Here is a 20018-nt window from a genome sequence, read left to right as displayed (position 1 = left end):
CTCTTATGAACATCGATATCGTCCTTTTTGCAGGCCGCATCGTCCTGGTCGCCCTGCTCTATATCTTCCTGTTCGCCGTCATGAAGACCGGCGTGGGACTTGTTCGCGGACAGCGCCGCGACTCGGCTATCTGGACGATCGATGTGGACAAGGGCCCGCGCGGCATCCGTGGCATCCACGTAGACATGCTCGGCCCCGTCATCGTCGGTCGCTCGCCATCTTCGGACATCTGCATCAACGAACCGTTCGTCTCGGCCTCGCATGCGCGCTTTTCGCTGCAGGGCCCGGCGCTCATCATCGAGGACCTCAACTCGCTTAACGGCACACTCGTCAACGGCCGCCAGCTCGTGGAGCCCGCGACGCTGCGTGAGGGCGACGAAGTCCAGATTGGCGACGTGGTCATGAAGGTGAACCGTCGATGATCGACGAGGAGAACAAGTCCGCAACTATGACCGAGGCACCGGCTGCCGCCACAGCTGCGCCGGCCCACGCCGCTCCGGCGGGCTCCGCACCCGTGGAACCCGAGGACACCGTGTTCTCCCTGCCTCTTTCGCATGTAACGCATGATATTTCGGATCTCGCCGATAACGAGGACGAAGAGGATGCCGTAGCGGCGCCCATCGGCGCACATGCTGCGGAACAGCCCACAGCGCCCGAAGCAACCCCGGCGCCGGCTCACTTTGCAGAGCCCGTCGCCGCGGCAATCAACGAGAGCGCTGCGGTGTTTGCGGCACCCGAGCCCGCCGCGCCGGCGTTTCCCATAGCCCCGGCATCCGAGGTTGCGCCCGCGTCTACGCCGGCGCCCGAGCCTATAGACGTCAGCCCGCAAGACGACGAGTCGACCGCCCGCGCGCCCGAGGAGCCCGGCTCCCCGGACACCGGCGATTCCGAATCAAACGCCGAGACCGACACCGTCTCTCCCGGTGACACAGCCGAGATCGACGTTGCCGCCGTTGAGACCAAGCTCAAAGACCCCGGCTCGACCATGAGCTTTGAGCCCCTGACCGAGGAGCGCATCGAGACCGACTCGACCTATGATGCCGGCACCACCACGCAACTCATGTGGGGCGCCCGCTCTGACGTTGGCTGCGTACGCCCGCACAATGAGGATTCCTACCTGGTGCAGTCGCCGCTCTTTTGCGTATGCGACGGCATGGGCGGTCACGCCGCCGGCGAGGTAGCCTCTTCCATTGCCGTCGAGACTATTGCCAAGACGGCCCCGCAGTCCGCCGACGCAGCACGCCTGGCCGCAGCCGTCGAGGCAGCCAACGCCGCCGTAATCGAGGCGGCCCTGAACGGCCTGGGCAAGCCCGGCATGGGCTGCACAGCCACTTGCGCCTATATCGAAAACGACACGCTCGCCATCGCCCACGTGGGTGACTCTCGCGCCTACCTGCTCCACGAGGGCACGCTCATCCGCGTGACCCGCGACCACTCCTACGTGGAGGAGCTCGTGGACGCCGGTGAGATTACGGCAGACGAGGCTCGCGTCCACCCAAACCGCTCGGTCATCACCCGTGCGCTGGGCTCGGACCCCGCCATGTATGCCGACCACTTCACTCTGCATATCGAGGAAGGCGACCGCCTGATCCTGTGCTCCGACGGCCTTTCGAGCATGATTCCCGATAGCGATATCGAGAACATCGCCACGCAGTCCTCAACCGCGCAAATCTGCGTCGACAACCTAGTGGACGCGGCGCTTGCCGCCGGCGGCCACGACAACGTGACCGTAGTAGTCGTTGACCTGGTTGACGATGGCGTTATGCGCGAGGCGCAACGCGTGCGTCGCCGCAACGTCACCATCGGCGTCGTCTTAGGTCTCGTCTTGGTGCTGGCGGCTGCCATCTGGGCCTACACGGGTGTCACCGGCTCGTACTACCTGGGTACCTACCAGGGCAATGTCGCCGTCTGGCGCGGCCTGCCCGGCAAGCCGCTCGGACTCAAGCTCCACTGGCTCGAAAGCGAAACCAGTATCAAGCTGTCCGACCTGCCCGAAGACACGCAAAACCGCCTCAAGGCGGGCATTCCGCAAACAAGTGTCGACGATGCGCAGGACACGATATCCAAGTACCGCCACCAGATCGACGAGGAGCAGACCCGCCAGGTGATCGACGCGCAAACGATTCGCGACAACACCGACCAGGGATCGACCTCCGAATCAGATTCCGAGAAAACCGCCGAACAGTCCGCCGAGGCCGAAGCCTCCGAAAAGAACTAGAAAGGGAGTGCCGCTTATGAGTCGCCGCAACACCGAGCTGCTCTTGCTCATCGCCTCGGCGTTCCCCGTCATCCTGCTGTATGCGATGTACGTCCTCACCGCGGGCGCTGCCATCTCCTTTGAGACGCTCGCCGTACCGATCGGCCTCTTTGCCGCCTTTGCCGCGGCCCACATTGCCGTGCGCATCTTGGCGCCCGGTGCCGACCCCGCCATCCTGCCCATTGTCTTTGTGCTTTCGGGCATCGGCATCACGTTCGTGACGCGTCTCGCCCCCGCTCTCGCCATCTCACAGCTCATCATCCTGTTTGTCTCGGTGGCCCTGATGGTGGGAACGCTCGCGTTGGTTAAGAACCTCGACGTAGTCATGCGCTACAAGTACACCTTTGGCATTATCGGCATCATTCTGTTGATGCTGCCTATCTTTATCGGCACCACGATCTCGGGCTCCAAGCTGTGGATTCGCATCGCGGGCTTTACCATCCAGCCCGGCGAGTTCGCCAAGGTCTTTATCGTGCTGTTCCTGGCCGGGTACCTGGCCGAGAACCGCGAGCTGCTCTCCATCTCCAACCGCAAGATCCTGGGCTTTAAGATCCCTCGCCTGCGACTGCTGCTGCCGCTGTTTGCCGTGTGGGGTGTGTGCCTGCTCGTCGTCGTCTTCGAACGCGATCTGGGTTCGGCCGTGCTGTTCTACACCATCTTCTTGCTGATGCTCTACGTTGCCACGGGACGATTCTCGTATGTCGTTATCGGCCTTGCGCTCTTAGCCGTTGGAGCCGTGGGCGCCTACAAGTTCCTGTCTCACGTTCAGGTGCGTTTCCAGGTTTGGGTCGATCCGTTTAAGGACGCCCAGGGCCAGGGCTACCAGATCGTCCAGTCGCTCTTCTCGCTTGCCGATGGCGGTCTGGTCGGTGTTGGTATCGGCAACGGCATGGCCAACAACATCCCTGTCGTCGAGTCCGACTTTATCTTCTCGGCCATCGGCGAGGAGATGGGCCTTTTGGGCGGCGGCGCCGTGCTCATCCTGTTTATGCTCTTTGCCGTGCGTGGCCTCACCACGGCTGCCCGCGCTAAATCCGACCTCGCCGCCTTTAGCGCCACGGGCCTTACGGCCGCCATCAGCTTCCAGGCCTTTTTAATCGTGGGCGGCGTTACCCGCCTGATCCCGCTGACCGGCGTCACCCTACCCTTTATGAGCCAGGGCGGTTCCTCGCTGCTGGCAAGCTTTATCATCGTCGCGCTCCTGCTGCGCGCCGGTGACGAAGCGACCGGACGCGAGGCCGAGCTTACCGGCACCGGCACTATGGCCGCCATCACCGATGATCAGGTCGCATCTGCCGCCGCCCCGACGGGCACGCGCTTTGCCACCTCGTCTTCCTACGGCAGCGGCAGCCATTCCGTCGGCTCGCGCATGCGCCGTCGCCTGCTCGACACGCCTGAATCCGGTGTGCTCGGCCGCGTTGCGCTCGCCAACCGTCTAACCCGTGCGGTGCTCGCCTTTACGGCGCTATTCGCCATCCTTATCGGCAACCTCACCTATGTCCAGGTCATCAAGGCCAAGGACTATCAGGACATGCCGACCAACAACCACACCATCGCCCGCTCCAAGTACATCCAGCGCGGTTCCATCATCACGTCCGACGGCGTGACGCTGGCCGAGTCGCTGCAGCAGGAGGACGGCACCTACGTACGCTCCTACCCCAACGGTAACCTGGCAGCGCACGTGGTTGGCTACGTGAGCCAGCAGTATGGCACCACCGCCATCGAGAGCGTCATGAACGACACGCTCACCGGTTCTAAGGACTACTCCAGCTGGAACAACGCCATCGCGTCGCTCGCGGGCCAGACCCAGCCGGGCAACACCGCCAAGCTCACCATCGACTCGCGCATCCAGACGGCGGCCGAGCAGGCACTCAAGGGCTTTAAGGGCGCTGTAGTGGTCATCGACCCGCGTACCGGCGCGGTGCTCGCATGTGCCAGCTCGCCCACCTACGACAACACCAACATCGACGCCCTACTGCAGGCTGGCGGCGGCGAGGACGGCTCTATGTACAATCGCGCCATGGACGCGCTGTACACGCCGGGCTCCACGTTTAAGGTCGTTACGCTTTCCGCGGCACTCGAGACCGGCACCGCCAGCCTTACCAGCACCTACCAGGCGCCCGGCTCCATGGACATCGGCAACGCACCGGTCACCAACTATGCCAACGAGAGCTACGGCACCATCAGCCTGCAGCAGGCCTTTGCCGTGTCCTCCAACGTCGTCTTTGGCCAGGTGGCAAACGAAGTTGGCGCAAACACGCTCGTGCAGTTTGCCAACGCCTTTGGCTACGGCCAAAAGCTCGGCCAGGACCTGACCTCCGCGGCCTCCATCATGGCAGACCCGTCGCTCATGACTGAGTGGGAGACCGCTTGGGCCGGCGCCGGCCAGCCTGTCGGCATGGACCACACGCCCGGCCCGCAGACCACCGTCATGCAAAACGCCGTGATTGCCGCCGCCATCGCTAACAGTGGCGTGGTCATGGACCCGTACTTTGTAGCCCAGGTACTCGCCCCGGACGGAACTGTGGTCAAGACCACGCAGTCCCGCTCGCTGGGTCAGGCCGTCAGCTCCGCCACGGCCGACCAGGTCAAGCAGGCCATGCTCGCCGTCGTCCAGTCCGGTACCGGCACCGATGCCCAGGTCCCCGGCGTCAAGGTCGCCGGCAAGACCGGCTCGGCCGAGACCGGCGGCACCAACGTCAACTCGATGTTCGTTGGCTTTGCACCTTACGATTCACCCACGGTCGCCATCTCGGTGGCCTTGGAGGATTACGACAAACACGACGTCAAGGCGGCCAAGATTGCCGGCATCGTCCTGACCGCGGCGCTCGCCGCACAGGGAGCGTGATGCCCATGATTGAATCGGACACCCGAGGCGCGCCGCGGCCGAAGAGTTAGCGGCAACGCGCCACACGGCCCCAGCGGCCACATCGTAGGTACTACACACATCGTTGAGCGAATAGTTATGTTAGGAGCAGGAATGGAACAGAGGGTCCTCGGGGGAAGATACCTCCTCAAGGATAAGGTGGGGACAGGCGGCATGGCGACCGTCTTCCGTGCGCAGGACCAGGTCCTCGACCGCACGGTAGCCGTCAAGATCATGCTGCCGCAGTATGCTGGCGACGCAACCTTCGCCGCACGCTTTAAGCAGGAGGCCCAGGCAGCAGCCGGTCTCTCCTCCCCCTATATCGTGGGCGTCTACGATTGGGGCAAGGACGGCGACACCTATTACATCGTCATGGAGTACCTGCGCGGCACCGACCTTAAGAGCGGCATCAAGAGCCACGGCGCCCTCGACCCCAAGAAGGTCGCCCAGATCGGCTCGCAGATCAGCTCCGCGCTTTCGGTCGCCCACAAGCACGAGATCATCCACCGCGACATCAAGCCGCAGAACATCATGGTGCTGCCCGACGGCAACATCAAGGTGATGGACTTTGGCATCGCGCGCGCCAAGAACAGCCACCTCACGCAAGACAACAACGTGCTGGGAACCGCCCACTACGTCAGCCCCGAGCAGACCCGCGGTCAGGACCTCGGCCCCACCTCGGATATCTACTCGCTGGGCGTCGTGATGTACGAGTGCGCCACCGGCCGCGTGCCCTTTGACGGTGATGACGCCATCTCGGTCGCACTCAAGCAGGTCAACGAGCTGCCTATTCCGCCGAGCCAGATCAACTCCGGTGTCGACGCCGACCTTGAGCGCATCATCCTCAAGTGCATGGAGAAGGACCCGGCAAACCGCTTCCAGACCGCTGACGAGCTGCGTCAGGTGCTCAACAGCTACCTGTCCGGTCGTGCCGTCAACATCTCGGAGCCCACGCGCATCATCGGTGCCCCCGGCGAGCTTGGCGCCACCAAGACTCGCGAGCTTTCCGATCAGACGCGCGCCATGGTGCGTCCCGTCTCGGGCGTGAGCGGCCAGAATACCGCCCGTAGCTCGGTTTCGGGTTCCACCGGCTCCTACGAGGTCGAAAAGCCCAAATCCAACAAGAACAAGATCATCGCCGCCGTGGTGGCAGCCGTTGCCGTCATCGGCATCGTGGTGGCCTTTGCCACAGGACTCTTTGGCGGCGAGCAGGTCACCGTTCCCGATGTACTGGGCAAGGACCAGCAGACTGCCGTCGAACTGATCAAGGAAGCCGGCCTCGAGGTCGGCACCATCGACCAAAGCTACAACGACGATGTCGACGAGGGCAAGGTCGCCGAGCAGACGCCCAACGGCAACACCAAGAAGGCCAAGGGCACTAAGGTGAACCTGGTAATCTCCAAGGGCCCCAAGCCCTCCGAGAAGGTTGAGGTTCCCCGGCTTGTCGGCCTGACCAAGGACCAGGCAGAAGCCGCGCTGGCAAGCGTTGGCCTGAAGGGCAACGCCTCCGAGGAGGCCAACGAGGCCGATGAGGGCCAGGTCTTTGAGCAGGGCACCGAAGCCGGTAAGGAAGTCGCGAAGGGCACGACCATCTCGTACAAGGTCTCCAGCGGCCCGGATACCACGTCCGTCCCCGACCTGACCGACATGACCGAGGCCCAGGCGCGCAACGCCCTCGATATGGCAGGCTTTGGCGTCGACGTGAGCTACCAGGAGAACGACTCAGTTACCGAGGGAACCGTGATCAGCTGGAACCCCAGCGGCAAGCAGAAGCCCGGCGCCACGATTACCGTCGTCATTGCCAAGAAGTCCGGCAAGGCCAGCGTTCCGGGTAACCTGTACGGCAAGAGCATCTCCGCCGCCGTCACCGCGCTCAACAACGCCGGGTTCTACAACATCGCGTTCTGCGACCAGAACGGCAACCCCGTGAGCGGCAACGAAAACGCCACCGTTACGGGCGTCTCCCCCACCGGCAAGCAGTCCACCGACAACACGATTACGCTGACGGTTTCGATTTCTGGCTCGGGTTCGGGCTCTGGCTCGGGCACGAGCACGGGCGACGATTCTGGTACGACCAACTAGTCGCCGCCCCACCGCCCATTACGGCTCCCGCCGCAAACATATTCGCTCACAGGCGCCCGCTTGCTCCCCCAGCAAGCGGGCGCTTCGTTTTTGACATGACATGAACCAGAAGAGCCCGGTACCGTGGCGGTGTACCGGGCTCGACAAATCTCTGGTGCCCCCGGGCGGATTCGAACCGTCGACACCCGCTTTAGGAGAGCGGTGCTCTATCCCCTGAGCTACGGAGGCATGCTGTACTAGTGTAGCAGATTTACGCCGCTGTAATGCAACGTATAGCCACTCTTCGAAGTTGCGGTGGAACAGCCCTCCGGAAAGTGCGTCCCACTATCCAGGCAAATTCTGGGTCAGACTTTCCCCATGAGACTTCGCTGGGAAACTGTGACCCAGAATTTCGGCTCGAAACGGGACACGGTTTCCCAAACGACCCCGTTCCGGAAACTACATCCCGGAATCGACGCTCGAACTGGGATGCACTTTCCCGATCGAGCCACATGGGAGACTGCGCCCCACTTTGAGGGGGCGCTCTTTAATGACTACTTGCCTTTGTGGAAAAGGTTTTTGATAACGGAGGGGATGCTCTTGGCGCCCTTGGCCGTCACATCGATAAAGTCGGGCGAACGCACGAGCTTATCCTCGTCGACGTACTTACGGACCGCGCGAAGCGTCTCTTTATCGTCGCGCGTCGAAAACGTAAAGTGGCCGTTGTCCTTGGTGAAGATAGCAAAACGCGTAATCTTCTTGGTGCCGCGCAAAACCTCGGCGGCAATATAGTCGACCTCGTCCCACGGGATTTGGATATAATCCTCGGGATTACGCTCGTTATAGTACTCAAACGCCTTATTGCCCACCATCACGTTACCGTGACTGGTAAGCCCCATCAGGCAGGTTGCCGGCGTTGCCAGATCGACCGTGCTGTTCTGAGATTGCGCCATACGCGCCTCGCCCTCCAAATAAAACAATCGGACCGCATCCAGTGTACCCACCGGGTGCGGTCCGTTTCAATGGCTCAAAAGCCCTTGCCTAGCAACTCTCGGTCTTAAGCCGAAGCGTGCTTACATGAAGCCGCAGACGCGACCGATGATGCCGACGGCGAAGAGAGCCAGGATGATGACGATCGGGCTGACCTTCTTCTTGAGGAGCTTGCAGACCAGAAGGGTCAGGCACACGGCGGCAAGGCCGGGGATGAGCTGATCGAGGTTGGCCTGAAGCGTGGTGACCTTCACCGGGTCGAGTGCGTTGGCACCGACAGAGCTGTACATCGTCAATGCCTGCTTGATGCCCTCAGAACCGGCGGGCAGGTTGGCCCAGTCGATATAGGCGCCAGCGGACTGCGTGACCTTGGAGACGACCGGGGTGAAGGAGATGGACACCCAGCGCTCGACCAGGGCGCCGATGATGAACATACCCAGGATGGAAGCACCCTCGGTGACCTTGCCCATCAGACCGCCGGAGAGGTCCTTGGCGATGGAGGAGCCGACCTTGTAGCCAAACTCCTGCGTGTACCACAGGAAGGCGTAACGGATGATGTTCCACGCGAAGAAGAACAGCAGCGGACCGGCGATGCTGCCGGACAGGGCCAGGGAAGCGCCCAGTGCACCCAGAATCGGGCGAAGGGTGAACCAGAAGGCGGGGTCGCCGACGCCGGCGAGCGGGCCCATCATACCGACCTTGACGCCCTGAATGGCGACGTCGTCAATCGGAGCACCGTTGGCGCGCTCCTCCTCGAGGGCGAGGGTAACGCCAATGACGGGGGCGGAAACATAGGGGTGGGTGTTATAGAACTCCAGGTGGCGCTTAAGAGCGGCAATCTGGTCATCCTTGCTGGTGTAGAGCTTCTTGATCGCAGGGATCATTGCGAAGCACCAGCCGCCGTTCTGCATACGCTCGTAGTTCCACGAGCCCTGAAGGAACTGATGACGGAAGCAAACCTTCTTACGGTCAGCCTTGGTGAGCTGAATCTTGTTCTCTGCCATATGTATCACTCCCCTCCTACTCGTAATCGTTCAGAATGTCGCCGAGCGGGTCACCGGAGCCACCGCCCATGCCGCCACCCTGCTTGGCCAGATCCTTAAGGCCAAGGTAGATGAGGGCAAGGGAGATGCCGATGAGGCCAAGGGCGATCAGCGTGAGCTGAGGGATGGCAGCAAGGACAAAGCCGAGGATGAAGAACGGCCAGGTCTCCTTGGTGGCCATCATGTTGATGACCATGGCGTAACCGACGGAAGCGACCATGCCGCCGCCGACAGCCATGCCGCCGGACAGCCAATCGGGCATAGCGTTAAGCGCGTTGGTAACGGCCTCGGCCGGGATGATGCACAGAAGTACTGCCGGGATGGCGATACGAACACCCTGCATGAGGATGCCGGCGTACTGCCAACGCTCGATGCCGGCGAAGTCGCCCTTCTCGGCGCAGGCGTCCATGGCGTGAACCATAGCGGTAGCCAGGGTACGGCAGATCATGGTCAGGAACAGACCAGCGACCGACAGCGGGACGGCGACGGCGATGGCGGCGGTAACGGCCTTGGCCGAATCGGTGGCGCCACCGTTGAGGGCGAGCACCATGATGATCGAAGAAGCGACCGAGGCCAGAGCGGCGTCAGGCGCGACGGCGGCGCCGACGTTAGCCCAGCCAAGGGCCATCATCTGGAGCGAACCGCCCAGGAGGATGCCCTCCTGAAGGTGACCGGTTACGAGACCGATAAGCGTGCATGCCACGAGCGGCTGATGGAACTGGAACTCATCCAGAATGCCTTCCATACCGGCAAGCAACGCGACAATCGCAACAAGCAGAATAGTGATTGCAGACATGTATCGGACCCTCCTTTACTATGCTTGAGCGGCCAGTTCGGCCTTAGCTTTCTTCAACATGGCGTCGAGATCCTCGGAGGAATCCGAAGGAACCTTGCGGACCTCGAACTTGACGCCCTTGGCCTTGAGAGCCTCGATGGTCTTGACATCGTCATCGCCCATGGCGACGGCGTTAGTGACGACGACCTTGCCCTTGGAGTGGGCCATGGAACCGATGTTGGCTTCCTTGATGTCGACGCCGGCCTCGATGGCCCTGAGCAGATCCTGCGGGTTCTCGAACAGCAGCATCGCCTTGGTGTCGCCAAAGCGCGTGTCCTTGACGACCTCGGCCATCTTCTTGATAGGCACGACGTTGGCGTGGACTCCCGGAGGGGCAGCCTGCTCGATCATGGTCTTGCGGAGCTCGTCGTGAGCAACGCCGTCGGAGACCACGATGATGCGGTTGGGGTTGATCTGCTTGGTCCACGTGGTGGCCACCTGACCATGCAGCAGGCGCGTGTCGATACGGACGTGGGCGATCTTGATGTGCCCGTCGCCGATCACCGTTCCCGGAGGAATGGCACCCGCAGGAGCAGCGGCGGCCGCAGCCGGCTTCTTCTCCTCGGGCTCCAGAGACTCGGGCTTGACGCGCACGCCGGCCTTAGCCTCAGTCACGAGATGTTTTGCGATCGCATGTGCAGTGTTCTTTGCGTCAAAGCGCTGCGAATATGCCTCGATGAGCATAGGCAGGTTGACACCGGTGACGATAGCCCAGGAATCGTGGCCCTCGATGAGCCCGCTGATCTGGTTGAACGGCGTGCCGCCCCACAGATCAACGAGGAAGAGCACCTGCTCCTGGTCCTCGAAGGAAGCGATTGCCTCCTCGACCTTGGCACGGAAGTCGTCGGGGCCCATGCTCGGCTCGAGCGAGACCACGGCAACAGACGGCTGATCGCCAAAGACCATCGAGCCCGTCTGCTTGATTCCAGCCGCCAAGTCACCATGGCTAGCAAGAACAATACTTACCATCACATAACCTCCTTTTTGTCTACGTAATTCCTACACGACAGTTATGGAGTATAGCTGCAAATACAGCAGAATTGTTTGAAAAACTGCAAAAGGTAGCATTATTTGTTTAAACGTCTTGTTTTGTTACAAGCTGATTACATTCCAGTATTTTGGCTGATTTGCTGCTGAGGATTGATAGCTGATCTATTTACATGACCGAATTGAGCACGCTGTTCATTATTGCCGGTTTTAAACAGACACAAATGTGCTCGCGTTGAGGCTATTTCGTTTAAACAGATGGTGCTTGACTAATGGTAAGAAATATGATCTAGCAAAGTAGTCGTTAGGGACGTTCTTTAATGACTAGTCGTTTAAGAACGTCCCCAACGACTAAGTTAGGCGATGTGGAGGGGGTTGGCGGCGTCGACGGCATCGGGGGCATCGGATAGGCCGTCGGGGGCAGCGTCTGTCGGGTCCTCGTCGGGGGTCTCGATCTGCTTGATCATGACCTCCTGGCCCTGCAGCAGATAGGTCTCGCCGCTACCGCAATGGGGGCAGGTCTTGCCGTGCTCGACCGTCGCGTAGTCGCAGCCGCACGCCTCGCAATGCGTCACGGCCTCGACAGGCTCCACAATAAGCTCCGCGCCCTGCGTGATAGGCTTTTTATCTGCCGCCCAGCGCCAAGCATCAAGCAGCAGATCGGGAACGACGCCCGAGACCTCGCCCAGGAGCAGCGTCACGCTCGAAACGCGACTCACGCCATTGGCGCGCGCCACATTCTCGACATCGCGAATGATGTGATAGACGATTCCTAATTCATGCACTTTTTCTTCCGCCGTTCTAACGAACGGCGGTCGACTTGACGCTGCGCGAGCCCCAGACGGACGATCTGCCTTTCAATCGTCGGGCATGGGCAAAAGCCCTATGCCCTCCTCTTTCAAGGCACCTCGCCACGCCTGGGACTCGCTCGCTGTCCAACCGTTCTCTACGCCGTTCTCTTGTTTGTTGCGTTTTTTATTTCTTCCCAAATTTGATTTTGATCGCACGCTTCAAAGCGTACTTGCCGAGGCTGGGGAGCTTTTGCTCGTATTTGACCATCGTGGAGCACTCGGGGCGGTCGCGATCCAGATGGATGGCGTCAAACGCGCACTTGGTGGTGCACAGGCCGCAGCCGATGCACTTGTTGGGGTCGACGATCGAGGCACCGCAGCCCAAGCAGCGAGCGGTCTCGGCGCGCACCTGCTCCTCGGTAAAGGTCTCGACGTACTCGCTAAAGGGCGCAGCCTTCTCGCGCTCGCGGTCGACACGTGCCACCTCGCGGCTTGCGTTGTCATAGCTCTCAATCACAACATCGTCGCGGTCAAGCGCGGTGTAGCGGCGCTGGTTGCGGCCGATGGTGAGCGTGGAGCCCGGCTGCACAAAGCGATGGATGGACACGGCGGCCTCGTGACCGGCGGCGATGGCGTCGATAGCAAAGCTGGGACCGGTGTAGACGTCGCCGCCCACAAAGATGTCGGGCTCGGCGGTCTGGTACGTCTGCGGATCGGCAAGGGCACCCTGGCTGCGGCCGAGCTCCACCTTGGAGCCAGCCAGCAGGTCGCCCCACACAATGGACTGGCCAATCGACATGACGACACGGTCGGCATCGACACGGCGCAAGTCGTTCTCGTCATACTCGGGCGCAAAACGGCCCTCGTCGTCAAAGACACGCGTGCAGCGCTTAAAGGTGATACCGCACACACGACCGGCCTCGTCCAGGTGAATCTCCTTGGGGCCCCAGCCGCAGCTAATGTGCGCGCCGTCCTCAATGGCCTCGCGACGCTCCTCCTCGCTGGCAGGCATCTTGACCTCGCTCTCCGGGCAGAACATCTCAACGTGCTCGGAACCCAGACGGCAGGCGTTGCGCGCGACATCGATGGCCACGTTGCCGCCGCCCACCACGATGGTGCGCCCGGGCAGCGCGTCGATCTTGCCGCTGTTGACCTCGCGCAAAAAGTCGACGGCCACGGTCACGTCCTCGGCATCCTCGCCCGGAATACCGGCAAGGCGGCCACCCTGGCAGCCAATGGCCACGTAAAAGGCTTTAAAGCCCTGCGCGCGAAGCTCGTCGAGCGTCACATCGCGACCGACCTCCACGCCATAGCGGAACTCGGCGCCCATCAGGCGAATGACCTCGACCTCGGCCTCGATAACGTCCTTCTGCAGCTTAAAGCTGGGAATGCCGTAGGTGAGCATGCCGCCCGGGCGCTCGTTTTTCTCGAACACGACGGGCTTGTAGCCCTTCTCGGCCAGATAGAAGGCGCAGGACAGACCGGCCGGACCGGCGCCGATGATGGCGATCTTCTGGTCGAAGCCGCCGGCACGCGTCGGGGTCACCACAGGTGGGACATAGCGAGTCGCGGCATCCAGATCGCGCTGGGCGATAAACTTCTTGACCTCGTCGATGGCCACGGCCTCGTCCACGCGACCGCGGGTGCAGGCATCCTCACAGCGGCGGTTGCACACACGGCCGCAGATAGCGGGCAACGGGTTCTCGCGCTTGATGAGCGCCAACGCCTCGTCATAGCGGCCCTGCGCCGCGAGCTTCAAATAGCCCTGAACGGCAACGTGCGCGGGGCAGGCCGTCTTGCAGGGAGCGGTGCCGGACTCATGCGTCTCGATACGGTTGTCGTTGCGGTAGTTGGGCGACCACTTGGTGTGGTCCCACTTGGTGGCATCGGGCAGCTCCTGGCGCGGATACTCGGGCACCTGTCCGCCAGCCTTTTTGCTACAGAGCTTCTGGCCCAGTTTGGCGGCGCCGGCCGGACACACCTCAACGCAGCGACCGCAGGCCACGCACTTGTCCTTCTCGACCTTGGCGACGTAGGCCGAGCGCGACAGGTTGGGCGTGTTGAACAGCTGCGAAGTGCGCAGGGCGTAGCACACGTTGACGTTGCAGTTGCAGATGGCGAAGATTTTGTTCTCACCGTCGATGTTGGTGATCTGGTGCACAAAGCCGTTGTCCTCGGCCTGGCGCAGGATGTCGTAGACCTCCTCGCGCGTCACATAATGGCCGCGGTCGGTCTCGACCACGTAGTCGGCCATATCGCCCACGGCGATGCACCAATCGGCCGGGTCGTCGGCGCAGCCCTCTCCCATCACGCGACGGCTCGCGCGGCAGCTGCAGGTGCTAGCGGCATACTTACCTTCGTATTTGTCGAGCCAATGCTCGATATGCTCGATCGGCACCGAGGTGCTCGCAGCATCGATGGCCTTCTCGACCGGAATGACATGCATGCCGATGCCGGCACCGCCGGGCGGCACCATCGGCGTGGCCTTGGACAGCGGTCCCTTGGACGCCTGCTCAAAGAACTTGGCATAGACCGGATGCTCCTCGAGCTGGCTCACGCGCATGTTGAGGAACTCGGCGGAACCCGGCACCAGCATGGGCAGCACCCACTGCTTGGCGCGCTCGGGGTTTTCCCAGTTGTACTCGAGCAGACCCGTGTAGCTCATGTCGTCGAGCATTTTTTCGATATCGGCCTCGGGCATGCCGGTGAGCTTGACCATCTCGGGCAGCGTATAGGGACGGCGCATCTTCATCTTGCAGAGCACTTCGGCCTGCTCGTCGGTTGCGGCCTCGGCAAACGACCAGTACTCGTAGCCCAGCAGCTCGTCGCGGTGCAGCAGGCGGTTGGTGCAGTGCTCACACAGTTTGACGATGGCCTCGCGCGGATGCTCCGGTATCGGCGGCACGAACTCCGCGCCGATATCGGGCTCGGTATAGCTAATCCCCGGTCCGCTGAGAATCATAGTCGTCCCTTCTCTTGCCACAGCCCGGCGAGACCGCGGCGCCCCTCTTTGTACGGGTTCGACATGCCCCCATGCCGTTCACCCGCTATTGTTGACATTGTGTCAAAAACAGTATTGACGAACCGTCAACAATATTCAAGACTGTTAGGCGAACGGTCAGGCAAAAGAGGATGAAAGGCGGCAAAACATGGGCAACAACGCAGCAGATATCTCTGTGGTCGATGCCGTCCCCGCATCCGATAGCGCGGCAAAACGTCTGACGGGCGACGAGCGCCGTCGCGAGATCCTCGCCGCTGTGCGCGCCGTGAGCGCCGAGCTTGGTGTGTCCCATCTTTCGGTATCGGCCGTGACCAAGCGGGCTGGCTGCGCGCGTTCGCTGTTCTACCACTACTTTGCCGATATGGATGCCGCCGTCACCGCCGTTATGGACGAGGCAATCGACGGCTTTATCGCCGAGCTCGAGCAGTGGAACGCCAGCCGCACGGTTGGCGACATCGAAGGCGCACTCGACACCGTTGCTCCGCTCTTTAAGCGCCTGGTCGTGAGCGGCCACGAGTTGCCGAGCACGCTCACCTCGAGCAGCGGCGCGCTCTACGGCGGCTTTTTGCACAACGTGGTCCAGCGCGTGGCGCAGTATATCTGCGATACCACCGTGGTGGATTTTGTCGCCCATCACGAGCTACGCATCGACCATGTCTACGAGACGTTCTACACCCTCATCATGGGGCTGCTGATGTATATCCGCACGCACCCCGATGTGCCCGACGAGACAGTCAAGGAAATCATCGCCTCGACGCTCCATATCGAGGGCTATACCGCCAAGTATCAGGAGCGCAAGCCCCAGAACTGACGACATTTGGCCAAACTGCCCGCGATCAGAAGAGGGGCCGCGGGCTTGTGAAAGGAGAGCAGCATGCTGTTCGATGTTTAGGGTAGCAATACCCTTATCCACTGGGCCGGCTGGGCCATGGTCTTTATTGGCCTGATCGTGCTCAACGAGGTCGGCCGCCGCACCAAGCTGGGCGCGGCCATCATCTTTGGCGTGGCTCCGCTGGCCATGACCATCTACTGCGTCGCTATCGCCATCGGCGTCTCACAGGGTGCCGAGTGGGCGCTCACCAACCCCACCCATGTGTACCAGAACAGCTGGTTCCACTACGCCAAGGTATACGCGGCGCTGGCCGGTTGCTGGGGCTTCATTGCCATTAAGTACCAGTGGGGCAAGATCGGCAAGGCGCATTGGTTCCGCGCGTGGCCGTTTGTGATCGTCGCCATCAACATCATGATCGCCGTCGTGTCCGACTTTGAGAGCGCCTATCACTTCTTTGTCCTGGGCGAGTCCACCTGGGTCACCTCCGAGGGCGCCACGCAGCTCGCCGGCTGGAACAACGTGTTCAACGGCATCGCCGGTATCATCAACATCTTCTGCATGACCGGTTGGTGGAGTGTCTACGCCTCTGAGGACAAGACCGACATGCTGTGGCCCGACATGACCTGGGTCTACATCATCGCCTACGATATCTGGAACTTCTGCTACACCTACAACTGCTTGCCCACCCACTCCTGGTTCTGCGGCTTTGCACTGCTGCTGGCGCCCACCGTCGCCGCCTTTATCTGGAACAAGGGCGGCTGGATCCAGAACCGTGCCTTTACGCTGGCTATTTGGTGCATGTTTGCCCAGGTATTCCCGTACTTCCAGGAGGAGTCCATCTTTGTGACCCACTCCACGCTCGACCCCGGCGCCGCTACCGCGGTCTCGATCGCCGCGCTGGTCGCCAACGTCGCCGCGATCATCTACATCGTCTACCGTGCCAAGAAGCTCGGCCGCAATCCCTACAAGCAGGACGTCTTTGAGGGCACCAGCGATTGGGAGAAGGCTACCGCTCGCCGCGCCAAGGTTGATTACGCGCACGCCGAGTAACGCGCTCGCTGCCGTCCGCATTTGGATGTAGGCGCGTCTCTTTGGCTCCGTAATCTCGCGTTATGCGCAGCCCCCGGAAAGCAATTCGTTTGCTTTCCGGGGGCTTTTTGCTGTCGCGCGTGCATTCATGCACATATTCACAATGTATCGCGCAGATAAAATCGAATTTCCGACTGCACGCCAGCTCTATGTGACCTTAATTTTGGGTACATTGTTGTCCCGATATTGAGCTTGGGGGATATATGGAAAATGAGACGAGGGGCCAAGAGGACGCGGCCCAAGATGCAGCGGCGTGCGCCGAGGCCTTGGAGAGCCTAGACCGGTTTTCGCTGGACGAAGTTGCGTTTGACGAGACAATCGTCGACATGCAGGACGCGGCGGGCGATGGCATACCGGATACGGGCGACGACGTCGAGGATGCTCGCGATGAAGCCGATGTCGAAAAAGGCGATGACGAGGGCAATGGCCAACCGGAACCCAACGCGGGAGATGAGACCTCCCTGCTTGGCGACTTGCCCGTCGACGAATCGCTCACCCGCGAGCTCCCCGGCTTGGGCTCTGCGCCAGTCGTCGACGAGACCATCGCCATGGGAGATATTCCCCTGCCGTCCGCTCCCTCGGCACACGAAGCCGAGGTTCGTCATCGTAAGATGTCGCCCAAGCGCCGCAATCTGATGGTCGCCGGTGTCGTGGCCGTCGCGCTCGTCGCCGGCGGCGCGGGCTATGCGGCTTGGAACGGATACCAGCAAGAGCAGGCCGCCGTAGTTGCCGCAAACGCCCATACCATGATGTCGGTGCAAATTGGCGTACATGCCGCGGGACTCGACTGCTCCACCGGCTCAAAGATCCCCGTGCAGGTGAGTGGCCAGGACTCCGACGGCTCTTCTGTGAGCGAAACGCTCTACGTTGACGAGCACGGCCGCGGCATCAAACTGCTGCCCGGCGATTACACGCTCTCCATCGCTGCCTCCCCCATCGCGGCCGACGGCACCATCTATACCGTCCCGACCACCAAGACGCAGGTCACCGTTAAGAGCGATGGACAGGATTTAAGTGCCCAGGCTGCCTTTAAACTCAAGGTGCCTTCGGCCGACACGGTAACCGACGACCAGATCGATGCCGCCGCCAAATATGCCGAGGAGGGAGGCGCGAGCTCCGCCGCCACCGCCAAGGTGCTCCAGCAGGCGGCAACCGCGCGGCGCGGCGCCGCCGTCAATGCCGTGAGCGCGCAAAAGGCACAGGCGGCCCGTGATGCCGACGCCCGCCACAAGGCAACCGACCTCTACCAGCTCGATATCCCCGTCGAGTGGTACGGCAAGGTCGAGACTTGGCAAAATGGCAGCACGCTATGCATCTATCTTGCCGGCGACAGCGATACACCGATTGTGACGCTCGTCGCAGTGCGCGAGGGCGAGAGCTTTACGCCCGATGAGGGCGATACGGTTTTGGGTGCGGCCAACCTAGGCAACGGTTATACCGTCTACGCCAGCGGTCCCGTCTATCCGTACGTGGTGCCCCAGACCATCAACGGACGGACGCAGAATCCCGTGTCGACCTACCCTATGGACTCGGCCATTGAGCTTGTCGAGCTCACGACCGGCAACCGCTACACCTATAGCCAGATCAAGAACGTACTGGTCGGCAAAGACGGCAAGGCCGACGCTGCGACCAAACTCGAGACCGACTACCTCGCCCAGATTCTCCTGCCGAGCATCAAGGCCCAGGACTAGCGGACCATGACACCTGAGTCCTGGCCTCGCAAATCCATAGACGATTAGGAAAGGAGCCACTTCCATGCGGGCACAGCATGTACCACGCCGTGTTTGCATGGAATATCGGCCTGCTCATCCATGGTAACGATTACCGACTCGCCAAGATCAAACTGGGCCATCGCGGCATCGAGCGCGGCAATTTCGCGCTCGCGCGTTTTCTCGCTTGTCATATCCACACTTACCTGAATCAGGCCGTAAGCCTGCATGAGCAGTGCATCCCCAGCCACAAAGTCCACCTCATGGCTTTTATTCTTATCTTTAATCAGCAGGCGGCAAACCGAACCGGGCCGCACGGCGGGGGTCCTTCTTCTGAGCGCATTGAACACCGCGGTCTCGAGCCTCTGACCATGATCCAATGCCGATGCGGGGGAGAACGCTCCGAACATCGCAGGATCGACGGCGTAGACCTTAGACGCAGACCGCGTATTATTTGCAAGCGAACGCGTGAACTCCGGCACCGAAAACAGCAGGTAGGCGTCCTCGTAATACTCAAGTAAGTCGCTGAGCGTATTTCGACTGACGGATATCTGTCTGCTCTTGAACTCGTTGTACACTTTGTTCACTGACAGCTCTCGTCCCGAAGATGCCATGCACCGCGCCAGAAACAGCGAGGCCAAACGGGGGTTCTTGACGTCGTAACGTTCAACGACGTCCATGGCGACCGTTCGCGACGCATATTCCTGTAGCAGCTGAATCGCGTCTGCGGGCGTCTGCTCAAGTGTCGCGATGAATCCCCCTCGCTCGAGATATCCGATCAGATGATGTCGAAGCAGTGCTGCATCGCTCGATGAAAAGGGTGCATCCGGCTCAGGAACGCTCCCCGTCTTATATCGGACGTATTCCGAAAAACTCAACGGAAAAAGCTCTCGCACAAGAGAACGGCCCCTGAACTCGCTCTTAAGTTCTGAGGACAGCATCTTAGAAGAAGATCCCGTCACGTAAACGGTCGCCTTCTCCGTATCGACCACGCGTCGCAGAAACGCACCCCATTCGGGTATTTCCTGGATCTCGTCAAAGAAAAGGTAGGCGCCCTCGCCTCGAGCAGCAGGATATAGTGCATAGAATGTATCGAGCACGTCCGCTAGTAGCGATGGCTCATACGGACGCAAGCGCTCATCCTCAAAATTGAAATATAGCATCCGGTCAAGCTCGACGCCTTGGCCCTGAAGCCGCCGTATCTCCTGATACAGGCGATACGTCTTTCCACAACGACGGGCGCCCACAATCACATATACGATGTTGTCGCGCTTTGGCTCCTGCGGGTTGCCCAGATCAAGGTCGCGCTCAAAGACCTGCGGAATCCCCTGTTGCTCAAAGTCCTTTATTTTTTGAGCCACCAAGTCGTTGAATGCCATAATTCTCCAATCTTGCTCTCCTGCTAATCAAGATTATAACGATTCTTGATTAGCAGGAGAGCAAGATTATGCGTATCTTGATTAATGGATAAGCAAGTTTTCTATTAGTGGCCCCTCCCGGAGGATATCGAGCGGCCGAGGGGGGCAGGCATGAACGCCTCTAGCCGAAAACAAAGTA

Annotated in this window: 14 protein-coding genes and 1 tRNA gene; 7 read left to right on the top strand and 8 right to left on the bottom strand. The window is 61.0% G+C overall.

What is annotated here, in order from left to right; all coding sequences use genetic code 11:
* The first annotated feature begins 5 nt into the window (after nucleotides 1–5).
* From DWW51_RS05090 to pknB, 4 genes are all read left to right on the top strand, one after another.
* On the top strand, nucleotides 6–422 hold the full coding sequence (locus tag DWW51_RS05090) for an FHA domain-containing protein (RefSeq protein ID WP_006235180.1): 417 nt from the start codon (nucleotides 6–8) through the stop codon (nucleotides 420–422).
* Complete coding sequence (locus tag DWW51_RS05085) at nucleotides 419–2218, top strand: Stp1/IreP family PP2C-type Ser/Thr phosphatase (protein WP_117584198.1); 1800 nt, start codon at nucleotides 419–421, stop codon at nucleotides 2216–2218. The genes DWW51_RS05090 and DWW51_RS05085 overlap by 4 nt, the downstream gene beginning before the upstream one ends.
* Before the next feature lie 16 nt (nucleotides 2219–2234).
* Nucleotides 2235–5105: an FtsW/RodA/SpoVE family cell cycle protein gene (locus tag DWW51_RS05080; RefSeq protein WP_117773735.1), complete on the top strand. Its 2871-nt coding sequence runs from the start codon at nucleotides 2235–2237 to the stop codon at nucleotides 5103–5105.
* Nucleotides 5106–5237: 132 nt separating this feature from the next.
* Complete coding sequence (pknB, locus tag DWW51_RS05075; RefSeq protein WP_117773734.1) at nucleotides 5238–7205, top strand: Stk1 family PASTA domain-containing Ser/Thr kinase; 1968 nt, start codon at nucleotides 5238–5240, stop codon at nucleotides 7203–7205.
* A gap of 152 nt (nucleotides 7206–7357) precedes the next feature.
* Here pknB and DWW51_RS05070 read toward each other — a convergent pair.
* The 7 genes from DWW51_RS05070 to DWW51_RS05040 all read right to left on the bottom strand — a co-directional run bounded on the left by DWW51_RS05070 (nucleotide 7358) and on the right by DWW51_RS05040 (nucleotide 14792).
* Nucleotides 7358–7433: transfer RNA gene (locus DWW51_RS05070), tRNA-Arg, on the bottom strand.
* A 305-nt stretch (nucleotides 7434–7738) separates the two neighbouring features.
* The gene (locus DWW51_RS05065) at nucleotides 7739–8137 is read right to left on the bottom strand and encodes a DUF956 family protein (RefSeq protein WP_117759121.1); all 399 of its coding nucleotides are present in this window, start codon (nucleotides 8135–8137) and stop codon (nucleotides 7739–7741) included.
* 120 nt (nucleotides 8138–8257) lie between these two features.
* On the bottom strand, nucleotides 8258–9178 hold the full coding sequence (locus tag DWW51_RS05060; RefSeq protein ID WP_117564942.1) for a PTS system mannose/fructose/sorbose family transporter subunit IID: 921 nt from the start codon (nucleotides 9176–9178) through the stop codon (nucleotides 8258–8260).
* Between the two features lie 16 nt (nucleotides 9179–9194).
* Complete coding sequence (locus DWW51_RS05055) at nucleotides 9195–10013, bottom strand: PTS mannose/fructose/sorbose transporter subunit IIC (RefSeq protein ID WP_117564943.1); 819 nt, start codon at nucleotides 10011–10013, stop codon at nucleotides 9195–9197.
* Between the two features lie 18 nt (nucleotides 10014–10031).
* Nucleotides 10032–11021 carry a PTS sugar transporter subunit IIB gene (locus DWW51_RS05050; RefSeq protein WP_089573275.1) on the bottom strand — a complete coding sequence of 330 codons (990 nt, stop codon included), beginning with the start codon at nucleotides 11019–11021 and terminating at the stop codon, nucleotides 10032–10034.
* 374 nt (nucleotides 11022–11395) lie between these two features.
* Entirely contained in the window at nucleotides 11396–11824 is a 429-nt protein-coding gene (locus tag DWW51_RS05045) for a hydrogenase maturation nickel metallochaperone HypA (RefSeq protein WP_117583629.1), read from the bottom strand.
* 190 nt (nucleotides 11825–12014) lie between these two features.
* On the bottom strand, nucleotides 12015–14792 hold the full coding sequence (locus DWW51_RS05040) for an FAD-dependent oxidoreductase (protein ID WP_197032178.1): 2778 nt from the start codon (nucleotides 14790–14792) through the stop codon (nucleotides 12015–12017).
* A gap of 187 nt (nucleotides 14793–14979) precedes the next feature.
* On the opposite strand from DWW51_RS05040, the gene DWW51_RS05035 reads away from it, so the two are divergent.
* From DWW51_RS05035 to DWW51_RS05025, 3 genes are all read left to right on the top strand, one after another.
* Nucleotides 14980–15642, top strand: a complete 663-nt coding sequence (locus tag DWW51_RS05035) for a TetR/AcrR family transcriptional regulator (protein ID WP_117773733.1) — start codon at nucleotides 14980–14982, stop codon at nucleotides 15640–15642.
* A 96-nt stretch (nucleotides 15643–15738) separates the two neighbouring features.
* Entirely contained in the window at nucleotides 15739–16713 is a 975-nt protein-coding gene (locus DWW51_RS05030; protein WP_255413080.1) for a DUF5692 family protein, read from the top strand.
* A 242-nt stretch (nucleotides 16714–16955) separates the two neighbouring features.
* Nucleotides 16956–18443: a hypothetical protein gene (locus tag DWW51_RS05025; RefSeq protein ID WP_117773732.1), complete on the top strand. Its 1488-nt coding sequence runs from the start codon at nucleotides 16956–16958 to the stop codon at nucleotides 18441–18443.
* A gap of 44 nt (nucleotides 18444–18487) precedes the next feature.
* On the opposite strand, the gene DWW51_RS05020 is transcribed toward DWW51_RS05025, so the two are convergent.
* Nucleotides 18488–19840 carry an ATP-binding protein gene (locus DWW51_RS05020; RefSeq protein ID WP_117773731.1) on the bottom strand — a complete coding sequence of 451 codons (1353 nt, stop codon included), beginning with the start codon at nucleotides 19838–19840 and terminating at the stop codon, nucleotides 18488–18490.
* Nucleotides 19841–20018 lie beyond the last annotated feature (178 nt).

Source organism: Collinsella sp. AF15-51 (genome assembly GCF_003462845.1).
In the GTDB taxonomy this organism is placed as follows: Bacteria; Actinomycetota; Coriobacteriia; order Coriobacteriales; family Coriobacteriaceae; genus Collinsella.
This window is presented reverse-complemented; position numbering and strand designations above follow the sequence as displayed.